We start from the raw sequence: 16399 nt of genomic DNA on the forward strand, positions 1-16399 counted from the left end.
CAAGGAAGAGCAGGCATCATGAAGACCTCCCGCACTTCCGGCAGCGAGAAGGGCGAAAAGAAGTGACCGCGCCTGGCTGTGTGTTCTGCGCCATCGTCGCCGGCCAGGCCCCGGCCACAGTGATCCGCCGCTGGGCGGACACCATCGCCATCAGCCCGCGCCACCCGGTCGTCCCCGGCCACGTGCTGGTGATCCCGCACGTCCATGTGGCCGACGTCGCCGTCGACCCGGCGGTGTCGGCCGCCACCATGGCGCGCGCCGCCGAGCTCGCCGGGCAGTGGCCCGCGGTCAACGTCATCACCTCCCGCGGCGCCGCGGCGACCCAGACGGTATGGCACCTGCATCTGCACGTCGTGCCCCGCGCCGACGGGGACGGGCTGCCGCTGCCGTGGACACCGCAGCACGCCGCCTGCGCCGCCACCACGGCGGCAGAGAGCCGGACATGAGCGTCAGCACAGCAACGGGCGGGAAGCACTCGGATGACCGAGAGCTTCCCGTCTTGCGTTCCCGAGACCTCAGAAGTCGAACTCACCCTTCTTGGCGCCGTCGATGAAGGCGCCCCAGACACTCGCACTCACCACGAACGGCGCCTTCTCCGGAGCCTCGGTGTCCCGCACACCAACCCGCCCATCGGACAACGGAGCCACCTCCAGGCAATCACCGCCGTTGGATGCGCTTCGCTCAGCCTTGCGCCAGGCCGCAGTCCTCAGCTCTTCACTTAACTCCATGCCCTTACTGCCTCTCTGATCCGGTCGATCGACGCGTGCTGCGGACATGCTTCTATCCGTATGGCGTCGTACCTGCTGTGGATGGCATCGACGTCTCTGGAGTGGCTGGTCACGTATCCGTAGTTGGCGGATTCGATATACACCGTGTCCGTCCGTGCCGGAAGCTGTGCGATGACGAACCCTCCAGAAATCCCTGCGGTCCCTCCAAGCATCAACGGAACCACTTGGATACTGATACTCGGAGACTCCGCAGCGCTCAGAAGCCTCTCCAGCTGCCGACGCATCACGTCCGTACCGCCGATCGGACGTAGTAACACACATTCATCAAGCACGACTTGAAGGAGTGGCGGCTTGTCACGCGCCAAGATCGTCTGTCGCTCCATACGTGCTTGCAGCCTCTTGGCCACATCTTCCTCAGTGATACGAGGTTCGCCACCGATCACCGCATGCGCGTATTCCTCCGTCTGCAGAAGTCCTGGAACGACCAGAGGCTGCCAGGTACGCAGCGTATGTGCCTGATGTTCGACATCCAGCCAACCATGGAACCAAGGAGGACTCGCCTCCCGAGTAAGAAGGGGCCAAAGGCGGAGAAGCTCGCCGTTCGACTCTAGAGCCTTGTCGCAGCGCTCCGCAAAATCACGGCTCGGGAAGCGCTGCGCTCTTTCGACGAAGCCGATCAGGCTCGCACTGAAGCTAATACTGTTGGCCAGATCTTCTTGAGAGACACCCGCTCTCTGCCGAAATTTACGCAGCTCAGCCCCAAAGAAGGCCAGCGGGCTGGTGGTGGGGTCGAGTTCGGCCGGTGCAGGCATGCGCCCCCCTTGGCTAGCGGTCGCACAGAGGTCACACAGCGATCAGACAGGACCCGCTACAAAAACTGTCCTGCTGCTGTGCTTCCACTTTTGCTGCACAACGTAGCCGGTCAAGAGCACGCTGTGAAGAGATTTCGGGCAACAGAAGCCGGTTATAGGAGACACCTCGCATCATGCGAGGACGTCATCGGATCCATGACCGAAAAGCGACAGTTATGTCCACATAAGGAGGGGTGCATGGCCTTTGAGCCCTTAGAGAAAAACCCGGTCATAAGGCAGAGGTCAGCATGGATTCCGTGCGGAGCAGCGGCATGAAGGAATGGAGCGAGGACGTACGGCTCACCGGACGGCACCGGAAGGGAACGAGCCCGGTCCCAGTACACCCGGGGAACTGGGATGTGGCCGAGCGGGCGGCGGCTGGACAGTTGGATCTGGTCGAGCCCGGATGGATGGTCTCGTACGGCGTGGGCACGCGGCGTTACTTCGCGATCGCGACGTGGCCTGCACCTGCTCCGCTGATCGTCGAGGCTCCCACCACCGACGAACTGCGCGCACGAATGCGCGAGGCCGAGCGCGAGGTCGTACATCACATCACCGAGCAGCGGTCGCCGGGCGCGTCGGCCGCAGGGTCATTTCGAGGAGCGGCCATGCCAGAGACGCCGGAGGACCTGCGTACCGTCTGCTGGGACGTGCCGCATGACCTGGCCGTGGTCGGGAGGGTCCGCGGCGAGGCCGCCGAGGTTCTCCGGACGTGGGTGCCGCCGGATCTGGCCGCTGACGTGGTGCTCGTCGTCGGGGAGTTGCTGGCCAACGCGATCGGTCATGGGCTGCCGCCGGTCAGGGTGTCTCTGTGGCTCACGGCCGGGGAGCTGTGCGTGCGGGTGACCGACCACGGGCCCGAACGGCCTCGTCAGCTGAACCTGGGGCTCGAAGCGGTCCACGGGCGTGGCCTGGCCATCGTCGATGCCCTCGCGCACGACTCCGGGACCAACCCGCTCCGCGACTCCCCGGGCAAGACGGTCTGGGCCCGCTGGCGCCTCGCCCGCCCGGAGACCCGCGTTCAGGTGGCCCGTCCGTGAGGGTTCGCGGTTCCGGTCGGGCATCCCCGCGTCGCTTTCACGCACTCGCGCGTCCCTGCGGCCGGTCGTTCACCGGAGTGTCGTCAGCAGGTAGTCCCAGTCGGTGAGGAAGCGTTTCAAGCCGTATCTGGACAGGGCGGCGGTGCGGGCCTGGTGGCCGGTGTGGTGGGCGTGGGCGGGGTCGGTGGTGAAGGTTTCGAGGGCGGTGCGCAGGGTGGTGGGGTTGGTGGAGAGGACGCCTGCGTCGGGGGGGACGGCCTCTACCGCCTCGGTGGTGGCGAGGGCGACCACGGGGAGGCCGAGGAGCATGGCCTCGATGAGGGACAGGCCGAGGGATGTCCAGCGGTAGGGGTGCAGGTAGACGCGGCGGCGGGCCAGTTCGGCGTGCATGGCGGCCTGCGGGAGGTCTTCGTGGACGGTGATCCGGCCGGGTGGCGTGGCCAGGTGGGACGGCAGATCGGTCACGCCCATGCCGAAGACGTCGAGGGGGACGACCTCGGCGAAGGCGGAGAGGAGGTCGGTGCCGGCGACGCGGGTGCGCCGGATCGGCTCGTTGACCACGACTCCGGCGCGGGGCAGCTCGCCCGTGTAGTGGTGCCCCGGGTCGACGACGCCGTGCTCGATGACGTGGACGGGCGCGCGGCCGGAGTCCCAGAAGAGGGCGTTGAAGTGGGTGACGTGGACGAGGGGGAGGTCGTCGCGGCTGGCCAGGGGGTGGCGGGTGCGGGGGACGTCGCCAGTGGGGGTGTTGTGCTCGACGTAGACGGCAGGGACGTCCCGGCCGGGGCGGCGGCCGGTCCAGCGGTGCGCCAGCTCGATCTCGTGGGGCCGCTGTAGGACGACGACGTCGATGTCTTCGGCCGCGAGCCGGTCCGCGGACACCTCGCGGACGCTCGCGGGCCATGGATACGTCCGCGCCCGTCCGCGCCCGTCGGGGCCGCGGTCCGGGACCACCGGAACCAGGTAGTCGTGGGCGCCCTGGACGAACGCCGTGGCCCATGACCCGTGCACATGCCAGAAGAGGATCCTCACGCGGGCCCCGGCGACCGGGAGGAGCGGAAGGTCGTACGGCGCCGTGAGGCTTCCGCGCGGATGGCCCGCCGCCGGGAACCGGATGCTGCCGGCCCCGTGGCGGGATCCACCTCATCGGCGATGCCCTCCGCACCTGGCCAGGCGGAACGACCGGCGACCTCCCTCTCGTCCGGGGAAGCAGCACGGCCCAAGACGGCCGCCACATCAGGGGGCGGGAGACGACCGGCGACATCCTTCTCGTCCGGGGAAGCAGCACGGCTCTGGACGGCCGCCACATCAGGGGACGGGAAACGACCGGCGACATCGCTCTCGTCCAGGGAGGAAGCATGGTCGAGGGCGGCCGCCGTATCAGGGGACGGGAGGTGGCCAGTGGCGTCCTTGCGGTCTGGGCAGGGAGGGCAGGTCGGTGGGGGCGGGGTCGGGCGGGGGGTCAAGGCCATTTCGACGGCGAGGGGGAGGTCGGCGGCGACCTCGGCGGCGGAGGTCACCTCGGGGGGGAGGGTTTCGGGGGTGGGGACGAGGATTCCGCGGGCGCCGGCGGCGTGGGCGGCGTTCATGTCGCGGGCGATGTCGCCGATGACCACGCAGTCGCGGGGGGCGACGCCGAGGACGGCCGCCGCGCGGAGGATCAGGCCGGGGGCGGGCTTGCGGCAGGGGCAGCCGTCGCCGTCGTCGTGGGGGCACACGGCCCAGATGGCGAACGGGCCGAGCAGGTCCTCCACGCGCCGGTTGACGGCGTCGAGCTGGGCGGGGGTGATGAGGCCCTTGGCGACGCCGGACTGGTTGGTGACGACGCCGACGGGCACGGACGCGGCGCGCAGCCGGTCGAGGGCGGCGCGGGCCCCGGGCATGGGTTCCACGCGGGCGGGGTCGGTGTTGTAGGGGACGTCCTTGACGAGCGTCCCGTCTCGGTCGAACAGCACGGCGGCCGGCAGATCGACTCCCATGGCCCTGGGCTACCCGGCCCCCCAGGCGACAAACACCCCCGTCCGCTACTTAGCGTGACAAAGCTCAAGATTACCGCCTCTCTACCTCGACGTATGCGCAAAGCCGCGTTTGCGAGCCGCTTCGCTCGGTAACCAGACTCCCGCGGCCCTACGGAGGTAAGCCGATGCGGTTTCTGGGGATCAACGCCATATTCCACGACCCTGCCGCGGCCCTGGTCGTGGACGGAGAGATCGTGGCGGCGGCCGAGGAGGAACGGTTCAGCCGCCGCAAGCACGGCAAGCGCCCGGTGCCGTTCTCGGCGTGGGAGCTGCCCGAGCAGGCCGCCGCCTGGTGCCTGGAGCAGGCGGGACTGCGGCCCGAGGACCTGGACGGCGTCGCGTACTCCTACGACCCGGAGCTGACCCGGGACGCCGTCCCCGCCGAGGACCCGCGCATGGCCGCGCGGGACCTCGGGGCGGCCTCCAAGGGGATGGCCGGCGAGGACCGCGACATGGCCGCGTACTGGGAGGACCTGCGCACCACGTACGCCAGGCGCGCCCCGTCCTTCCTGGCGACCGCGCTGCCCGGCCTGGACACCGCGCAGGTCAAGTTCGTGCCGCACCACATCGCGCACGCCGCCTCCGCGGGCCTCGCCGCGCCGTACCGCGACTCGGCGGTGCTGGTGTGCGACGGCCGGGGCGAGGCCGTCTCGCACCTGGCCGGGCACTACCGCGACGGCGAGCTGACCGTCCTCGCCACCCAGGAGCTGCCGCACTCGCTCGGCCTGATGTACGAGGAGGTCACCGAGCACCTGGGCTTCCTGCGCTCCAGCGACGAGTACAAGGTCATGGCCCTGGCCTCCTACGGCGAGCCGCGCCACCTCGGCGAGCTGCGCGAGCTCATCCGCACGACCGGCGACGGCGGCTTCCGCGTCGAGCCGATCGACTGGCGGGGGTACGCCAAGCCGCTGCGCCGCGGCGAGGCGTGGACGGCCGACCACGCCGACCTGGCGGCCAGCGTGCAGCGGCGTCTTGAGGAGGTGCTGCTGGAGCTGGCCGGGTGGCTGCACGAGCGCACCCGCGAGCGGTGCCTGACGATGGCGGGCGGGGTCGCGCTGAACTGCGTCGCCAACACCCGGCTGCTGGCCGAGGGCCCGTTCGACGGCATCTGGGTGCAGCCCGCCGCGGGCGACGCGGGGACGGCGCTCGGCGGCGCCCTGCACCTGGCCCGCGCGCACGGCGACACCGTGGCGCCGATGTCGGGCGCCGACCTCGGCAGGAGCTGGACGGACGCGGAGCTGGCCGCCTGGCTGACCACGGCCCGCGTGCCGTACACGCGTCCGGCCGACCTGGCGGACGCGGTGGCCGCCGAGCTGGCCGCCGACCGGATCGTGGCCTGGTTCCAGGGACGGTCGGAGTACGGGCCGCGCGCGCTCGGCCGCCGCTCGCTGCTGGCGCACCCGGGCCACGCCGCCAACACCGACCGGCTGAACGCCGTGAAGGGACGCGAGCGCTTCCGGCCGATCGCCCCCATGGTGCTCGCCGGGCGCGCGCACGAGGTCTTCACGCACGGCCCGCTGCCGAGCCCGTACATGACGTTCGTGCACGACGTGCGGGCCGAGTGGCGCGACAGGATCCCGGCCGTGGTGCACGTCGACGGGACGGCGCGCGCGCAGACCGTGGACCCGGTCAGGGAACCGCTGCTCGCCCGGATGCTGGAGGCGTTCGCGGCGCGCACCGGCCTGCCCGTGGTGGTCAACACGAGCCTGAACACGGCGGGACGTCCCATGGTGGACGACCCGCGCGACGCGCTCGAATGCTTCGGGTCCGCGCCGGTGGACGTGCTGGCCATCGGCCCGTACCTGGTGCGGCGGCAGGAGGTGCGCGCCTCATGATCACCGTGGTGATCCCGACCATCGGACGGCGCAGCCTGCACCGCCTGCTCGCCGCGCTCGGCACCGGCCTGGAGACGATCGTGGTGGACGACCGGCCGCGGTTCTGCCCCGCGCTGCGCGTCCCCGGGCACGTCCGGGTGCTGCGCACGGGCGGGCGCGGTCCCGCGGCGGCCAGGAACGCGGGCTGGCGGGCCGCGGGCACGCCGTGGATCGCGTTCCTCGACGACGACGTTCTGCCGCCGCCCGGATGGATGGACGCGCTGGTCACGGATCTGCGCGGGCTGGGCGCGGACGTCGCGGGCTCGCAGGGCCGCCTGGAGGTCCGCCTGCCCGCCGGGCGCAGGCCCACCGACGCCGAGCGGAACACCGCGGCGCTGACCCGCGCGGGCTGGGCGACCGCCGACATGGCCTACCGCCGGGCGGCGCTCGCGGCCGTCGGCGGGTTCGACGAGCGCTTCCCCCGCGCCTACCGGGAGGACGCCGACCTCGCGCTGCGCCTGATGAAGGCCGGGCACCGGCTGGTGAAGGGCCGGCGCGTCACCGAGCACCCGGTGCGGGACGACGGGTTCTGGGCGAGCGTGCGCGCCCAGCGCGGCAACGCCGACGACGCGCTGATGCGCCGGGTGCACGGCCCGCGATGGCGGGCGGCCGTCGGCGGCGTGCCGGGACGCCTGCCGCGCCACGCGGTGACGAGCACGCTCGGCCTGGCCTCGTGCCTGCTGCTCCTCCTGCACGGCGTCCGTCCGCCCGAGGGCGTGGCCCGGGGCCCGGGAGGGCTGATGGGGCTCGCCGCGGCGGCGGGGTGGCTGGCGATGACGGCCGAGTTCGCCTGGGCGCGGCTGGCTCCCGGCCCCCGCACGCCGGGTGAGATCCTTCGCATGGCCGTGACCAGCGTGTTCATCCCGCCGGTGGCCTGCGCGCACCGGCTGCGCGGCGAACTGCGAGCGCGCCGGTGACGCGCCGCACCACCGTGCTCGTGGCGCGGCTCGACAACGCCGGGGACGTGCTGCTGGCCGGGCCCGCCGTCCGGGCCGTCGCGGCGGGCGCCCGCAGGGTGGTGCTGCTGACCGGGCCGAACGGCGGGCAGGCGGCCAGGCTGCTGCCCGGCGTGGACGAAGTCCTGGAGTGGCACGCGCCGTGGATCGACCCCGACCCCCGCCGGCTCACCCGCGCCCACTCCGAGGAACTGATCTCCCTGGTGGAGGCCGCCGCTCCCGGCCAGGCCCTGATCCTCACCTCGTTCCACCAGTCGTCGCTGCCGCTGGCGCTGCTGCTGCGCCTGGCCGGCGTGCCGTGGATCGCCGCGATCAGCGAGGACTACCCCGGCTCGCTGCTGGACGTCCGGCACATCGTCGACGAGACCGAGGACGTGCCGGAGGCCGAACGCATGCTCGGCCTGGCCCGCGCCGCCGGGTTCGCGCTCCCGCGCCGCGACGACGGCGCGCTCGCGGTGCGCCGTCCGCTGCCCGACGTGGAGCGCTTCACCGGCCCGCCCGGGTACGTGGTGGTGCACCCGGGCGCGTCCGCGCCGGCGCGCGCCTGGCCGGCCGAGCTGCATGCACGGGCGGTGCGCGACCTCGTCCTGGCCGGGGTGCGCGTGGTCGTGACCGGGGGGCCCGACGAGCAGGCGCTCACCGCGCGCGTCGCCGGGGCCTACGGCCACGACCTCGGCGGGGTGACCACGTTCGCGGAGCTGGCCGCCGTGCTGGACGGCGCGGCGGCGGTCGTGGTCGGCAACACCGGCCCCGCGCACCTGGCCGCCGCGGTCGGCACGCCGGTGGTGAGCCTGTTCGCCCCGGTCGTGCCCGCGACGCGCTGGGCGCCGTACCGGGTGCCGGTGACGCTGCTGGGCGACCAGGAGGCGGCCTGCCGGGGCAGCCGGGCGCGGGTGTGCCCCGTGCCCGGGCATCCGTGCCTGTCGTCGGTGCCGAGCGAGGAGGTCGTGCGGACCGTGCTCGGCCTGGTGGAACCGCTCCCCGACGCGCCGCTGGACGACGTCGCCGGGGTGAGGGAGGGGGCGCGATGAGGATCGCCATGGTGTCCGAGCACGCCGACCCGCTCGCCGCGGTCGGCGGCGTCGACGCGGGCGGGCAGAACGTCCACGTCGCGGGGCTCGCCGCCGCGCTGGCCGCGCTCGGCCACGACGTGACCGTCTACACGCGGCGCGCCGCCGCCCACGACCCGGCGACGATCGCGATGGCGCCGGGCGTGACGGTCGAGCACGTGCCCGCGGGGCCGCCCGTCCCGCTGGCCAAGGACGACCTGCTCCCCCACATGCCCGCCTTCGCCGACCATCTGCGGCGCCGCTGGCGGGCGAGCCGCCCGGACGTCGCGCACGCGCACTTCTGGATGAGCGGCGTGGCCGCGCTCGCGGCGGCCGAGGACCTCGGGGTGCCGGTCGCGCAGACCTTCCACGCCCTCGGCACCGTGAAACGGCGCTGGCAGGGTTCGGCGGACACCAGCCCGCCCGAACGCCTGGCGATCGAGCGCGACGTCGGGCGCCGCGCCGCCGCGGTGATCGCCACCTGCTCCGACGAGGTGCGGGAGCTCACGGCCATGGACGTGCCGGTCGACCGGATCACGGTCGTGCCGTGCGGGGTGGACCTGGGGCTGTTCCGCCCGGACGAGGCGATCACGCACAGCGAGCCCGGCGTGAGGATCCTCAGCATCGGCAGGCTGGTGCCGCGCAAGGGCGTGGACACGGTCATCGAGGCGCTGTGCCACGTCCCCGGCGCGCGGCTCGTCATCGCGGGCGGCGAGCCGGGCGACGAGGACACGCCGAGGCTGCGGGCGCTCGCCGCGGCGCGGGGGCTGGCCACGCGGGTGCGGCTGGCCGGCGCGGTGGCGCGGGAGGACGTGCCGGCGCTGATGCGGTCGGCGCAGGTCGTCGTCACCGTCCCCTGGTACGAGCCGTTCGGGATGGTGCCGGTCGAGGCGATGGCCTGCGGGGTGCCGGTGGTGGCGTCCGCCGTCGGAGGACACCTGGACACGGTGTCCGGCTGCGGCATGCTCGTCCCGCCGCGCAGGCCCCGCCTCCTGGCCGCCGTGCTGCGCGACCTGCTGGCCCGGCCCGAGCTGCGCGCCGCGCTCGGGGCGAGCGGGGTGCGGCGCGCACGTTCCCGGTACGGCTGGCCGCGGGTGGCCGCGCAGACCGAGTCGGTGTACCGCAGCCTGATCGGCGACCGGCTCGGCCGGCTCGCCGCGGCGGGAGGGTGAGCCATGCATCCGCATCTGTCCCAGCTGCGCGCCGCGCTGACCGCCGTCGACCCCGACACCCCGAAGATCCACGCCTGGGGGCGCATGCTCGGGCGGGTGCTGCGTGCGGGAGGCCGGCTGCTGGCCTGCGGCAACGGCGGGTCCGCCGCCGAGGCGCAGCACCTGACGGCCGAGCTGGTGGGCCGCTTCCGCGCCGACCGCCGCCCGTACGCGGCGATCCCGCTGCACGCCGACACCTCGACCTCCACGGCGATCGTCAACGACTTCGGCGCCGAGGAGCTGTACGCGCGCCAGGTGCGGGCGCACGGGCGGCCCGGCGACATCCTGATCTGCCTGTCCACCAGCGGCGCGAGCAAGAACGTGCTGGCCGCGGTCGAGGTGGCGCGGGAGGCGGGCCTGGCGACCTGGGCGCTGACCGGGCCGGCGCCGAACCCGCTGGCCGGGCTGTGCGACGACGCGCTGGCCGTGCCCTCCGACGACCCCACCACCGTGCAGGAGGTCCACCTGGCGGTCATCCACATGCTGTGCGACGTGATCGAGGCCGCGGAGCCCGGGACATGACGGCCGGGCCGATCGTCGTCGTCGGCGACTCGCTGCTCGACGTGGACATCGAGGGCGACGCGGAGCGGCTGTGCCCGGACGCCCCGGTGCCGGTGGTGTGCGGGCGCGCCGAGCACCGCAGGCCGGGCGGCGCCGGGCTCGCCGCCCTGCTCGCCGCCCGCGAGGGCGCCGAGGTCGTGCTGATCACGGCGCTCGGCGAGGACGCGCCCGGGCGGGGGCTGCGTGCGCTGCTGTCGGGGTTCGCCGAGGTCGTGCGGCTGCCGCTGCGCGGCACGACCTCCCGCAAGACGCGGGTGCGCGCCCGCGACCAGACCCTGCTGCGGATCGACACCGGCGACGGGCGTGCCTGGCGCGGCCCCGAGGGGAACCGGGCGGCGCGGGCGCTGCGCGGCGCGGGCGCGGTGCTGGTGGCCGACTACGGCCGCGGCACGGCGGAGACCGTCCGCGACCTGCTGAACCGGCCGGCCGTGCCGCTGGTGTGGGACCCGCACCCGGCGGGGTCGATCCCGGTGCCGGGCTGCGCGCTGGTCACGCCGAGCCTGGTCGAGGCGGCCGTGCTGTGCGGGCAGGCCGACCCGCAGGGAGCCGGGAGCGAGCGGCCGGGCGCGACGCCGGAGGCCGCCGCGCGCCACCTGGCGCGCGCGTTGCACGCCGAGGCGGTCGCGGTGACGCTCGGCGGGCGCGGGGCCGTGCTGTGCGACGGGAACGGGCGCACCACCCGGGTGCCGCCGCCCGCGCGCGTGCTCGGCCGCGACTCCTGCGGGGCCGGGGACCGGTTCGCCTCGGCGGCGGCGCTCGCCCTGCGCGACGGCGCGCCGGCCGCGGAGGCGGTGGCGGCGGCCGTGCGGGCGGCGACCCGGTTCGTCGAGGCGGGCGGCGCCGCGGGCATCCGCCTTCCCGAGGCCCCGGCGGCGGACCGTCCCCGCACGGCCATCGAGCTGGCGGCGCTGGTGCGGGCGACCGGGGGCAGGCTCATCGCGACGGGCGGGTGCTTCGACCTGCTGCACGCCGGGCACGTCCGGCTGCTGCGGCAGGCCAGGGCGCTCGGCGACGCGCTGATCGTCTGCGTCAACGCCGACGAGTCGGTGCGCCGCCTGAAGGGGCCGGGACGCCCGGTCGTCCCGGAGGAGGACCGGATGGAGGTCCTGCGGGCGCTCGGCTGCGTGGACGCGGTCGTCCTGTTCGCCGAGGACACCCCGACCCGGCTGATCGAGCACCTGCGGCCGGACGTGTGGGTGAAGGGCGGCGACTACACCGGGCTGGACCTGCCCGAGGCCGAGGCGGTGCGCCGCACGGGCGGGGAGGTCGTGGTGCTGCCCACCTTCTCCGGCCACTCCACCACCGGTTTGATCGCCGCCGTCCAGGAAGTCAGGTGACCCGGGCTCCACGGCACTTCACGGCTCTTCACGGCCCTCAACGGATCGAAGCCCCCCTGGACCAGGAGGTACATCGATGCTTGGGAACATCCTGATCACCGGCGGGGCGTCGGGCCTGGGGAAGGCCACCGCGCGCGCCGTCGCCGAGGCGGGCGGCCGGCCACTGGTGATCGACGTCACGGCGCCGGACGCGGCGCCCGCGTACGCGGCGTACGAGCCGGGCCACGCGGCCGGCGGCGCCACGCGTCCGGGGTCCGGCGCAGGGCGCACGGCACGGTCCGGCGGCGGAGCGCGCCCGGGGTCCGAGGCAGGGCGCACGGCACGGTCCGCCGCGGACGGAGCCGCGCACGCCGCGTCGTCCAACGGCGCGCGCGGCGGCGTCAGGTCCGGCGACCACGCGGTGGCCGACCTGGCCGACCGGGGGCAGGCCGAGCGCGCCGTGCGCGAGCTGGCCGAGCGGGCGGGCGGCCTGGACGGCGTGGTGACCTCCGCCGGCATCGACCGGTGCGGCCCCCTGGCGCGGGTGGACGCAGAGGAATGGGAGCGGGTGGTCCGCGTCAACCTGCTGGGCACCGTGTCGGTGATCCGGGCGGCGCTGCCGTACCTGACCCGCTCGCACGGCCGGGTGGTGACGGTGGCCTCGACGCTCGGGCTGCGCCCGCTGAGCGACGCGACGGCGTACTGCGCGGCCAAGGCGGGCGTCGTCGGCTTCACCCGGGCGCTGGCGCTGGAGCTGCGCGGGCAGGTCGGGGTGACGCTGCTCGTGCCCGGCGGCATGCGGACGCCGTTCTTCGACGGCAGGGACGAGCAGTACACGCCCGGCCCGGAGGCCGACCTGAACGCGCCCGAGGACGTCGCGGCGACCGTGGTGTTCGCGCTGACCCGCCCGCCGGGCTGCGAGGTCCGCGAGCTGGTCGTGTGCCCCGCGCGGGAGACGTCATGGCCGTGAACGACCGCCCCCCGGACACCCCCGCCTCGCGCCGCTCCGCCGCCGGGCCGGTCGGCGAGGCGCAGACGGACCGGCGGGCGTACGGCAGGCGTCCCGCGCCGCGGCGCATCGTCCCGCGCGAGCCCGCGCCCGAGCGCCGCGTGCTCACCGGCCGCCGCCTCCCGGGCGGGCGGGCCGGGGCGCCGGTGCTGCTGGCGCTGCGCGGGCTCGGTTTCGGCGACCTGCTCACGGCGGTGCCGGCGCTGCGGGCGCTGCGGAGCGCCTACCCGGGCCACCGCCTGGTGCTGGCCGCGCCCGCCGCGCTGTCCGGCCTCGTCTCGCTGATCTCCGCGGTGGACGCGCAGCTCGACGTGTCCGGGCCGGGGCCCGTGCCGCTCGAACGCCCCGACATCGCGGTCAACCTGCACGGCAGCGGCCCGGAGAGCATCGTGGCGCTGTCGCGGATCCGCCCCGGGCGGCTGCTCAGCCACGCCCACCCGGAGTTCCCCGGGCTCGACGGCCCGATGTGGGACCCCAAGGCGCACGAGGTGCACCGCTGGTGCGACCTGCTGGCGTGGTACGGCGTCCCCGCCGACCCGGCCGACCTGCTGCTGCCCGCCACGGCCGTCACGCCCGTCACGCCCGGCGACGTCGTGGTCCACCCGGGCGCGGCCTCACGGGCCCGGTGCTGGCCGGTGGAGCGGTTCGCCGAGGTGGCCGCCGCGCTGGCCGAGCGGGGCCACCGCGTCGTGATCACCGGCAACGCCGCCGAGCGGTCGCTGGCGTTCCGGGTGGGCACGCTGGCCGGGCTGCCCGTGGAGTCGGTGCTGGCCGGGCGCACGGACCTGCGCGACCTCGCCGGGCTGGTCGCCGGGGCGCGCCTGGTGATCTGCGGGGACACCGGCGTCGCCCACCTCGCCACCGCCTGCGCCACCCCGTCGGTCGTGCTGTTCGGCCCGGTGTCGCCCGACCAGTGGGGGCCCCCGCCCGACCCCCGCCACATCGCCCTGTGGACGGGCCGTTCGGGCGACCCGCACGGCAACCGGCCCGACCCCGGGCTGCTGGAGATCGGCACCGAGGTCGTGCTGGACGCCGCGGCGAACCTGCTGCAGGCGGAGGCCGTCCGGTGACCGCGCGCCGGGTGGTCGTGACCGGGGGCGCCGGCTTCCTCGGCTCGCACCTGTGCGAACGCCTGCTGGCCGGCGGCGCGAGCGTCATCTGCATGGACAACTTCCTGACCGGCGCGCCCGCCAACGTGGAGCATCTCATGGGACGGCCCCGGTTCCGCCTGGTCGAGTGTGACCTGACCGGGTTCGTCCACGTGCCCGGCGAGGTGGACCTGGTGCTGCACTTCGCCTCGGCCGCCTCCCCCGCCGACTACCTGCGCCATCCGATCGCCACGCTCAAGGTGGGCAGCCTCGGCACCCTGCACGCCCTCGGCCTCGCCCGCGAGAAGGGGGCCCGGTTCGTGCTGGCCTCCACGAGCGAGGTGTACGGCGACCCGCTGGAGCACCCGCAGCGGGAGACGTACTGGGGCAACGTCAACCCGGTCGGGCCGCGCAGCGTGTACGACGAGGCCAAACGGTTCTCCGAGTCGCTGACCACGGCCTACCGCGACTCCCACGGCGTCGACACGGGCATCGTGCGCATCTTCAACACCTACGGCCCGCGCATGCGGCCCTTCGACGGCCGGGCCATCCCGACGTTCATCCGCCAGGCGCTCGGCGGCGAGCCGATCACCGTCACCGGGGACGGCTCGCAGACCCGGTCCATCTGCTACGTCGACGACACGGTGGAGGGGATTCTCGCCCTGGCCGACGCGGACTTCGAGGGGCCCGTCAACATCGGCAACCCGTCGGAGCTGTCGATGCTGCGGCTGGCCACGACGATCCGCGACCTCGCCGGCTCGTCCTCGCCGATCCGGTTCGTGGCCCGCCCGGTGGACGACCCGGCGGTGCGCCGCCCCGACACCTCGCTGGCCGCCCGGCGGCTCGCGTGGCGGGCCCGCGTGGACGTGGACTCGGGCCTGCGCCGCACGATCGCCTGGTTCCGCCGTGAGCTGCTGGAGAAGACCCGTCCGGCGTCCTGACGCGGTCAGCCGACGTGGACGCGGGGCCGGCGTTCCGGGTCGGGCTCGGCCCTGCGGAGGATCTCGCGGGTCATCGGGGCGACGTCCCCGCCGCCGAGGATCACGTAGCCGACCAGGGCGAGCATCGGGTTGCCCTCGGCCCAGTGGAAGTAGACGTCGGGGATCACGCCGGTCTCGTCGCGCAGGTGCAGCAGGATGGCGGCGACCGCGTTCGCGACGGACGGGCTGCGGGCGGTGAGCAACCGGCAGCCCTGCCTCTCCCGGCCCTTGACCTCGACGACGCTGAGGAACTCCGAGGCGTCGCCGATGGTGATCTCCAGGAACAGCATGGGCCGGTCCGGCGGCAGGTGGTGCAGCTCGCAGGCCTGCCGCTCCTTCTCGGGGAAGCCGACGCGCCGACGGTCGTCGGGGTTGGACGCGACCAGCGGGAGGTGGCCGGACTCCGCCACGTCCCGGACGAAGCGGCGGGCCCGCGCGTCGAGCCGCACCCCTTCCACGCGCAGCTCGAAGGAGCGGGTGGCGCGGGACACGAACGAGGTCACGATGATCGTGCCGATGAAGAACGAGGCGATCTTGATGCCTTCCGGGCGCTCGAAGATGTTGGCGATGGTGGTGTAGGTCAGCACCGCCGTGATGACGACGTAGAAGGGGAGCCTGCGCCGGGAGCGGGTGCGGTGGGCCGACAGGGTCACAGCCAGCGCCGCGGAGAGGATCACGACGAGCACGCCGGTCGCGTACGCGCCGCCCTGGGCGTCCACGTCGGCCCGGAACAGGATCGTGATGCCGAAGGCGACGGCGGTGAAGATCAGGACGAGCGGGCGGGTGGCCGCCGCCCAGTGCGGGGCCATGCCGTACCTGGGCGCCTCAAGGAACCACCGGGAGAACCCGCGCCACCAGGTCGCGCCCCCGCTGGCTCCGTCCCCGGCCGCGCCCGTCCCCACTGGCGTCGCTCCCGTCACCGCCCCCCGGACGTTCCGGGCCCCGTCTCCCCCTCATTCCCCGCCCGCGGGCCCGCCCGGTGGAACCGGTGATTCAATACGTTTCTTTACCGCCACGGCACGGAACCGACATTTCTTAGCGAGCGGAAATCTGCCACGCGTACTTCTTTGGAGTAATGGCGGGTCAGCGTGCCATCGCCGGGGAACCTCCCGTGAGGTAGAAAGTGGTGCCGTCGTCGCGGGCGTCGAGGGCGGCGTGCAGCCTCCTCACCAAGTAGGCGGGCATCAGGCGGGTGGCCTCCCGGAGGTCGAAGAACCCGTGCGCGTCCAGTTCCTCCTCCTGCAGGACGATGCCCGTGCCGTCCGGCAGCGTGCCGCAGTCGAACAGGAAGTGGATCAAGGGAATCGGGCGGTCGCCGAAGGGGGGGACCCAATGGACGCCGAGCAGGCGCCCCACCGGCAGGAAGAGCCCCAGTTCCTCGGTGATCTCGCGGGCGCATGCCTGGTCGGGCGTCTCGTCCTCGTCCACGTGACCGCCAGGCCAGAGCCAGTGATCGCGGTAGTTGGGCTTGACCAGCAGCACCCGGCGCGCCGGATCGGTGATCAGCGCGCCCGCGCCGGCCAGCGTCTTGTTGATCCGGGCGTAGAACTCATGGGACGAGAAAGTAGCCATGATCCGACCGTAGTCCGGGAGCCCGGCCCCTCACCCCCTAGGGGCCACCCCGTACATCTAAAGGCGGATACGTCTCATGCGATCTACCCCTCTCGCACTATCCAACAGGTAGATTTCATGGCCGATGTATTGGTTTACCCCAGCTT

General features: G+C 73.9%; 17 protein-coding genes. 11 read left to right on the plus strand and 6 right to left on the minus strand.

Going from position 1 to position 16399, the window contains the following annotated elements:
* The first annotated feature begins 62 nt into the window (after nucleotides 1-62).
* Entirely contained in the window at nucleotides 63-446 is a 384-nt protein-coding gene (locus tag BJ982_RS03390) for an HIT family protein (RefSeq protein ID WP_184876453.1), read from the plus strand.
* 69 nt (nucleotides 447-515) lie between these two features.
* Here BJ982_RS03390 and BJ982_RS03395 read toward each other — a convergent pair whose 3' ends face one another.
* On the minus strand, nucleotides 516-728 hold the full coding sequence (locus tag BJ982_RS03395; RefSeq protein ID WP_184876455.1) for a DUF397 domain-containing protein: 213 nt from the start codon (nucleotides 726-728) through the stop codon (nucleotides 516-518).
* Entirely contained in the window at nucleotides 719-1540 is an 822-nt protein-coding gene (locus BJ982_RS03400; protein WP_184876457.1) for a helix-turn-helix domain-containing protein, read from the minus strand. The genes BJ982_RS03395 and BJ982_RS03400 overlap by 10 nt, the downstream gene beginning before the upstream one ends.
* A gap of 287 nt (nucleotides 1541-1827) precedes the next feature.
* On the opposite strand from BJ982_RS03400, the gene BJ982_RS03405 reads away from it, so the two are divergent.
* A complete protein-coding gene (locus BJ982_RS03405; RefSeq protein WP_184876459.1) occupies nucleotides 1828-2619 on the plus strand; it encodes an ATP-binding protein in 792 nt (263 codons plus the stop codon).
* 69 nt (nucleotides 2620-2688) lie between these two features.
* Here BJ982_RS03405 and BJ982_RS03410 read toward each other — a convergent pair whose 3' ends face one another.
* On the minus strand, nucleotides 2689-3651 hold the full coding sequence (locus BJ982_RS03410) for a glycosyltransferase (protein ID WP_184876461.1): 963 nt from the start codon (nucleotides 3649-3651) through the stop codon (nucleotides 2689-2691).
* Complete coding sequence (locus tag BJ982_RS03415) at nucleotides 3648-4598, minus strand: D-glycero-alpha-D-manno-heptose-1,7-bisphosphate 7-phosphatase (protein WP_184876463.1); 951 nt, start codon at nucleotides 4596-4598, stop codon at nucleotides 3648-3650. The genes BJ982_RS03410 and BJ982_RS03415 overlap by 4 nt, the downstream gene beginning before the upstream one ends.
* Nucleotides 4599-4762: 164 nt before the next feature.
* Between BJ982_RS03415 and BJ982_RS03420 the strand changes: the two genes are divergently transcribed.
* The 9 genes from BJ982_RS03420 (at nucleotide 4763) to BJ982_RS03460 (ending at nucleotide 14642) form a co-directional block, all read left to right on the plus strand.
* On the plus strand, nucleotides 4763-6472 hold the full coding sequence (locus BJ982_RS03420) for a carbamoyltransferase family protein (RefSeq protein WP_184876465.1): 1710 nt from the start codon (nucleotides 4763-4765) through the stop codon (nucleotides 6470-6472).
* Nucleotides 6469-7428 (plus strand): glycosyltransferase family 2 protein, encoded by a 960-nt coding sequence (locus tag BJ982_RS03425; protein WP_184876467.1) that lies wholly within the window; start codon nucleotides 6469-6471, stop codon nucleotides 7426-7428. The genes BJ982_RS03420 and BJ982_RS03425 overlap by 4 nt, the downstream gene beginning before the upstream one ends.
* Nucleotides 7425-8498 (plus strand): glycosyltransferase family 9 protein, encoded by a 1074-nt coding sequence (locus BJ982_RS03430; protein ID WP_203959262.1) that lies wholly within the window; start codon nucleotides 7425-7427, stop codon nucleotides 8496-8498. The genes BJ982_RS03425 and BJ982_RS03430 overlap by 4 nt, the downstream gene beginning before the upstream one ends.
* A complete protein-coding gene (locus tag BJ982_RS03435; protein ID WP_184876469.1) occupies nucleotides 8495-9688 on the plus strand; it encodes a glycosyltransferase in 1194 nt (397 codons plus the stop codon). The genes BJ982_RS03430 and BJ982_RS03435 overlap by 4 nt, the downstream gene beginning before the upstream one ends.
* A 3-nt stretch (nucleotides 9689-9691) precedes the next feature.
* Complete coding sequence (locus tag BJ982_RS03440; RefSeq protein ID WP_184876471.1) at nucleotides 9692-10249, plus strand: D-sedoheptulose-7-phosphate isomerase; 558 nt, start codon at nucleotides 9692-9694, stop codon at nucleotides 10247-10249.
* On the plus strand, nucleotides 10246-11625 hold the full coding sequence (rfaE2, locus tag BJ982_RS03445; protein WP_184876473.1) for a D-glycero-beta-D-manno-heptose 1-phosphate adenylyltransferase: 1380 nt from the start codon (nucleotides 10246-10248) through the stop codon (nucleotides 11623-11625). The genes BJ982_RS03440 and rfaE2 overlap by 4 nt, the downstream gene beginning before the upstream one ends.
* Nucleotides 11626-11701: 76 nt before the next feature.
* Nucleotides 11702-12574: an SDR family oxidoreductase gene (locus BJ982_RS03450; RefSeq protein ID WP_184876475.1), complete on the plus strand. Its 873-nt coding sequence runs from the start codon at nucleotides 11702-11704 to the stop codon at nucleotides 12572-12574.
* The gene (locus tag BJ982_RS03455) at nucleotides 12565-13683 is read left to right on the plus strand and encodes a glycosyltransferase family 9 protein (RefSeq protein ID WP_184876477.1); all 1119 of its coding nucleotides are present in this window, start codon (nucleotides 12565-12567) and stop codon (nucleotides 13681-13683) included. Before BJ982_RS03450 ends, BJ982_RS03455 begins: the two co-directional genes overlap by 10 nt.
* Complete coding sequence (locus BJ982_RS03460; protein WP_184876479.1) at nucleotides 13680-14642, plus strand: UDP-glucuronic acid decarboxylase family protein; 963 nt, start codon at nucleotides 13680-13682, stop codon at nucleotides 14640-14642. Before BJ982_RS03455 ends, BJ982_RS03460 begins: the two co-directional genes overlap by 4 nt.
* 5 nt (nucleotides 14643-14647) lie before the next feature.
* On the opposite strand, the gene BJ982_RS03465 is transcribed toward BJ982_RS03460, so the two are convergent.
* Together BJ982_RS03465 and BJ982_RS03470 are read right to left on the minus strand one after the other, a co-directional pair.
* Nucleotides 14648-15583 carry a hypothetical protein gene (locus BJ982_RS03465; protein ID WP_184876481.1) on the minus strand — a complete coding sequence of 312 codons (936 nt, stop codon included), beginning with the start codon at nucleotides 15581-15583 and terminating at the stop codon, nucleotides 14648-14650.
* A gap of 181 nt (nucleotides 15584-15764) precedes the next feature.
* Nucleotides 15765-16253: an NUDIX domain-containing protein gene (locus BJ982_RS03470; RefSeq protein WP_184876483.1), complete on the minus strand. Its 489-nt coding sequence runs from the start codon at nucleotides 16251-16253 to the stop codon at nucleotides 15765-15767.
* Nucleotides 16254-16399 lie beyond the last annotated feature (146 nt).

Origin of the sequence: Sphaerisporangium siamense (genome assembly GCF_014205275.1) — a bacterium.
Classification (GTDB): domain Bacteria; phylum Actinomycetota; class Actinomycetes; order Streptosporangiales; family Streptosporangiaceae; genus Sphaerisporangium; species Sphaerisporangium siamense.

Coding starts and splice junctions, on each gene's coding strand:
- BJ982_RS03395 (WP_184876455.1), bottom strand. CDS start 728: ATGGAGTTAAGTGAAGAGCTGAGGACTGCGGCCTGGCGCAAGGCTGAG.
- BJ982_RS03400 (WP_184876457.1), bottom strand. CDS start 1,540: ATGCCTGCACCGGCCGAACTCGACCCCACCACCAGCCCGCTGGCCTTC.
- BJ982_RS03405 (WP_184876459.1), top strand. CDS start 1,828: ATGGATTCCGTGCGGAGCAGCGGCATGAAGGAATGGAGCGAGGACGTA.
- BJ982_RS03415 (WP_184876463.1), bottom strand. CDS start 4,598: ATGGGAGTCGATCTGCCGGCCGCCGTGCTGTTCGACCGAGACGGGACG.
- BJ982_RS03420 (WP_184876465.1), top strand. CDS start 4,763: ATGCGGTTTCTGGGGATCAACGCCATATTCCACGACCCTGCCGCGGCC.
- BJ982_RS03425 (WP_184876467.1), top strand. CDS start 6,469: ATGATCACCGTGGTGATCCCGACCATCGGACGGCGCAGCCTGCACCGC.
- BJ982_RS03435 (WP_184876469.1), top strand. CDS start 8,495: ATGAGGATCGCCATGGTGTCCGAGCACGCCGACCCGCTCGCCGCGGTC.
- BJ982_RS03440 (WP_184876471.1), top strand. CDS start 9,692: ATGCATCCGCATCTGTCCCAGCTGCGCGCCGCGCTGACCGCCGTCGAC.
- rfaE2 (WP_184876473.1), top strand. CDS start 10,246: ATGACGGCCGGGCCGATCGTCGTCGTCGGCGACTCGCTGCTCGACGTG.
- BJ982_RS03450 (WP_184876475.1), top strand. CDS start 11,702: ATGCTTGGGAACATCCTGATCACCGGCGGGGCGTCGGGCCTGGGGAAG.
- BJ982_RS03455 (WP_184876477.1), top strand. CDS start 12,565: ATGGCCGTGAACGACCGCCCCCCGGACACCCCCGCCTCGCGCCGCTCC.
- BJ982_RS03470 (WP_184876483.1), bottom strand. CDS start 16,253: ATGGCTACTTTCTCGTCCCATGAGTTCTACGCCCGGATCAACAAGACG.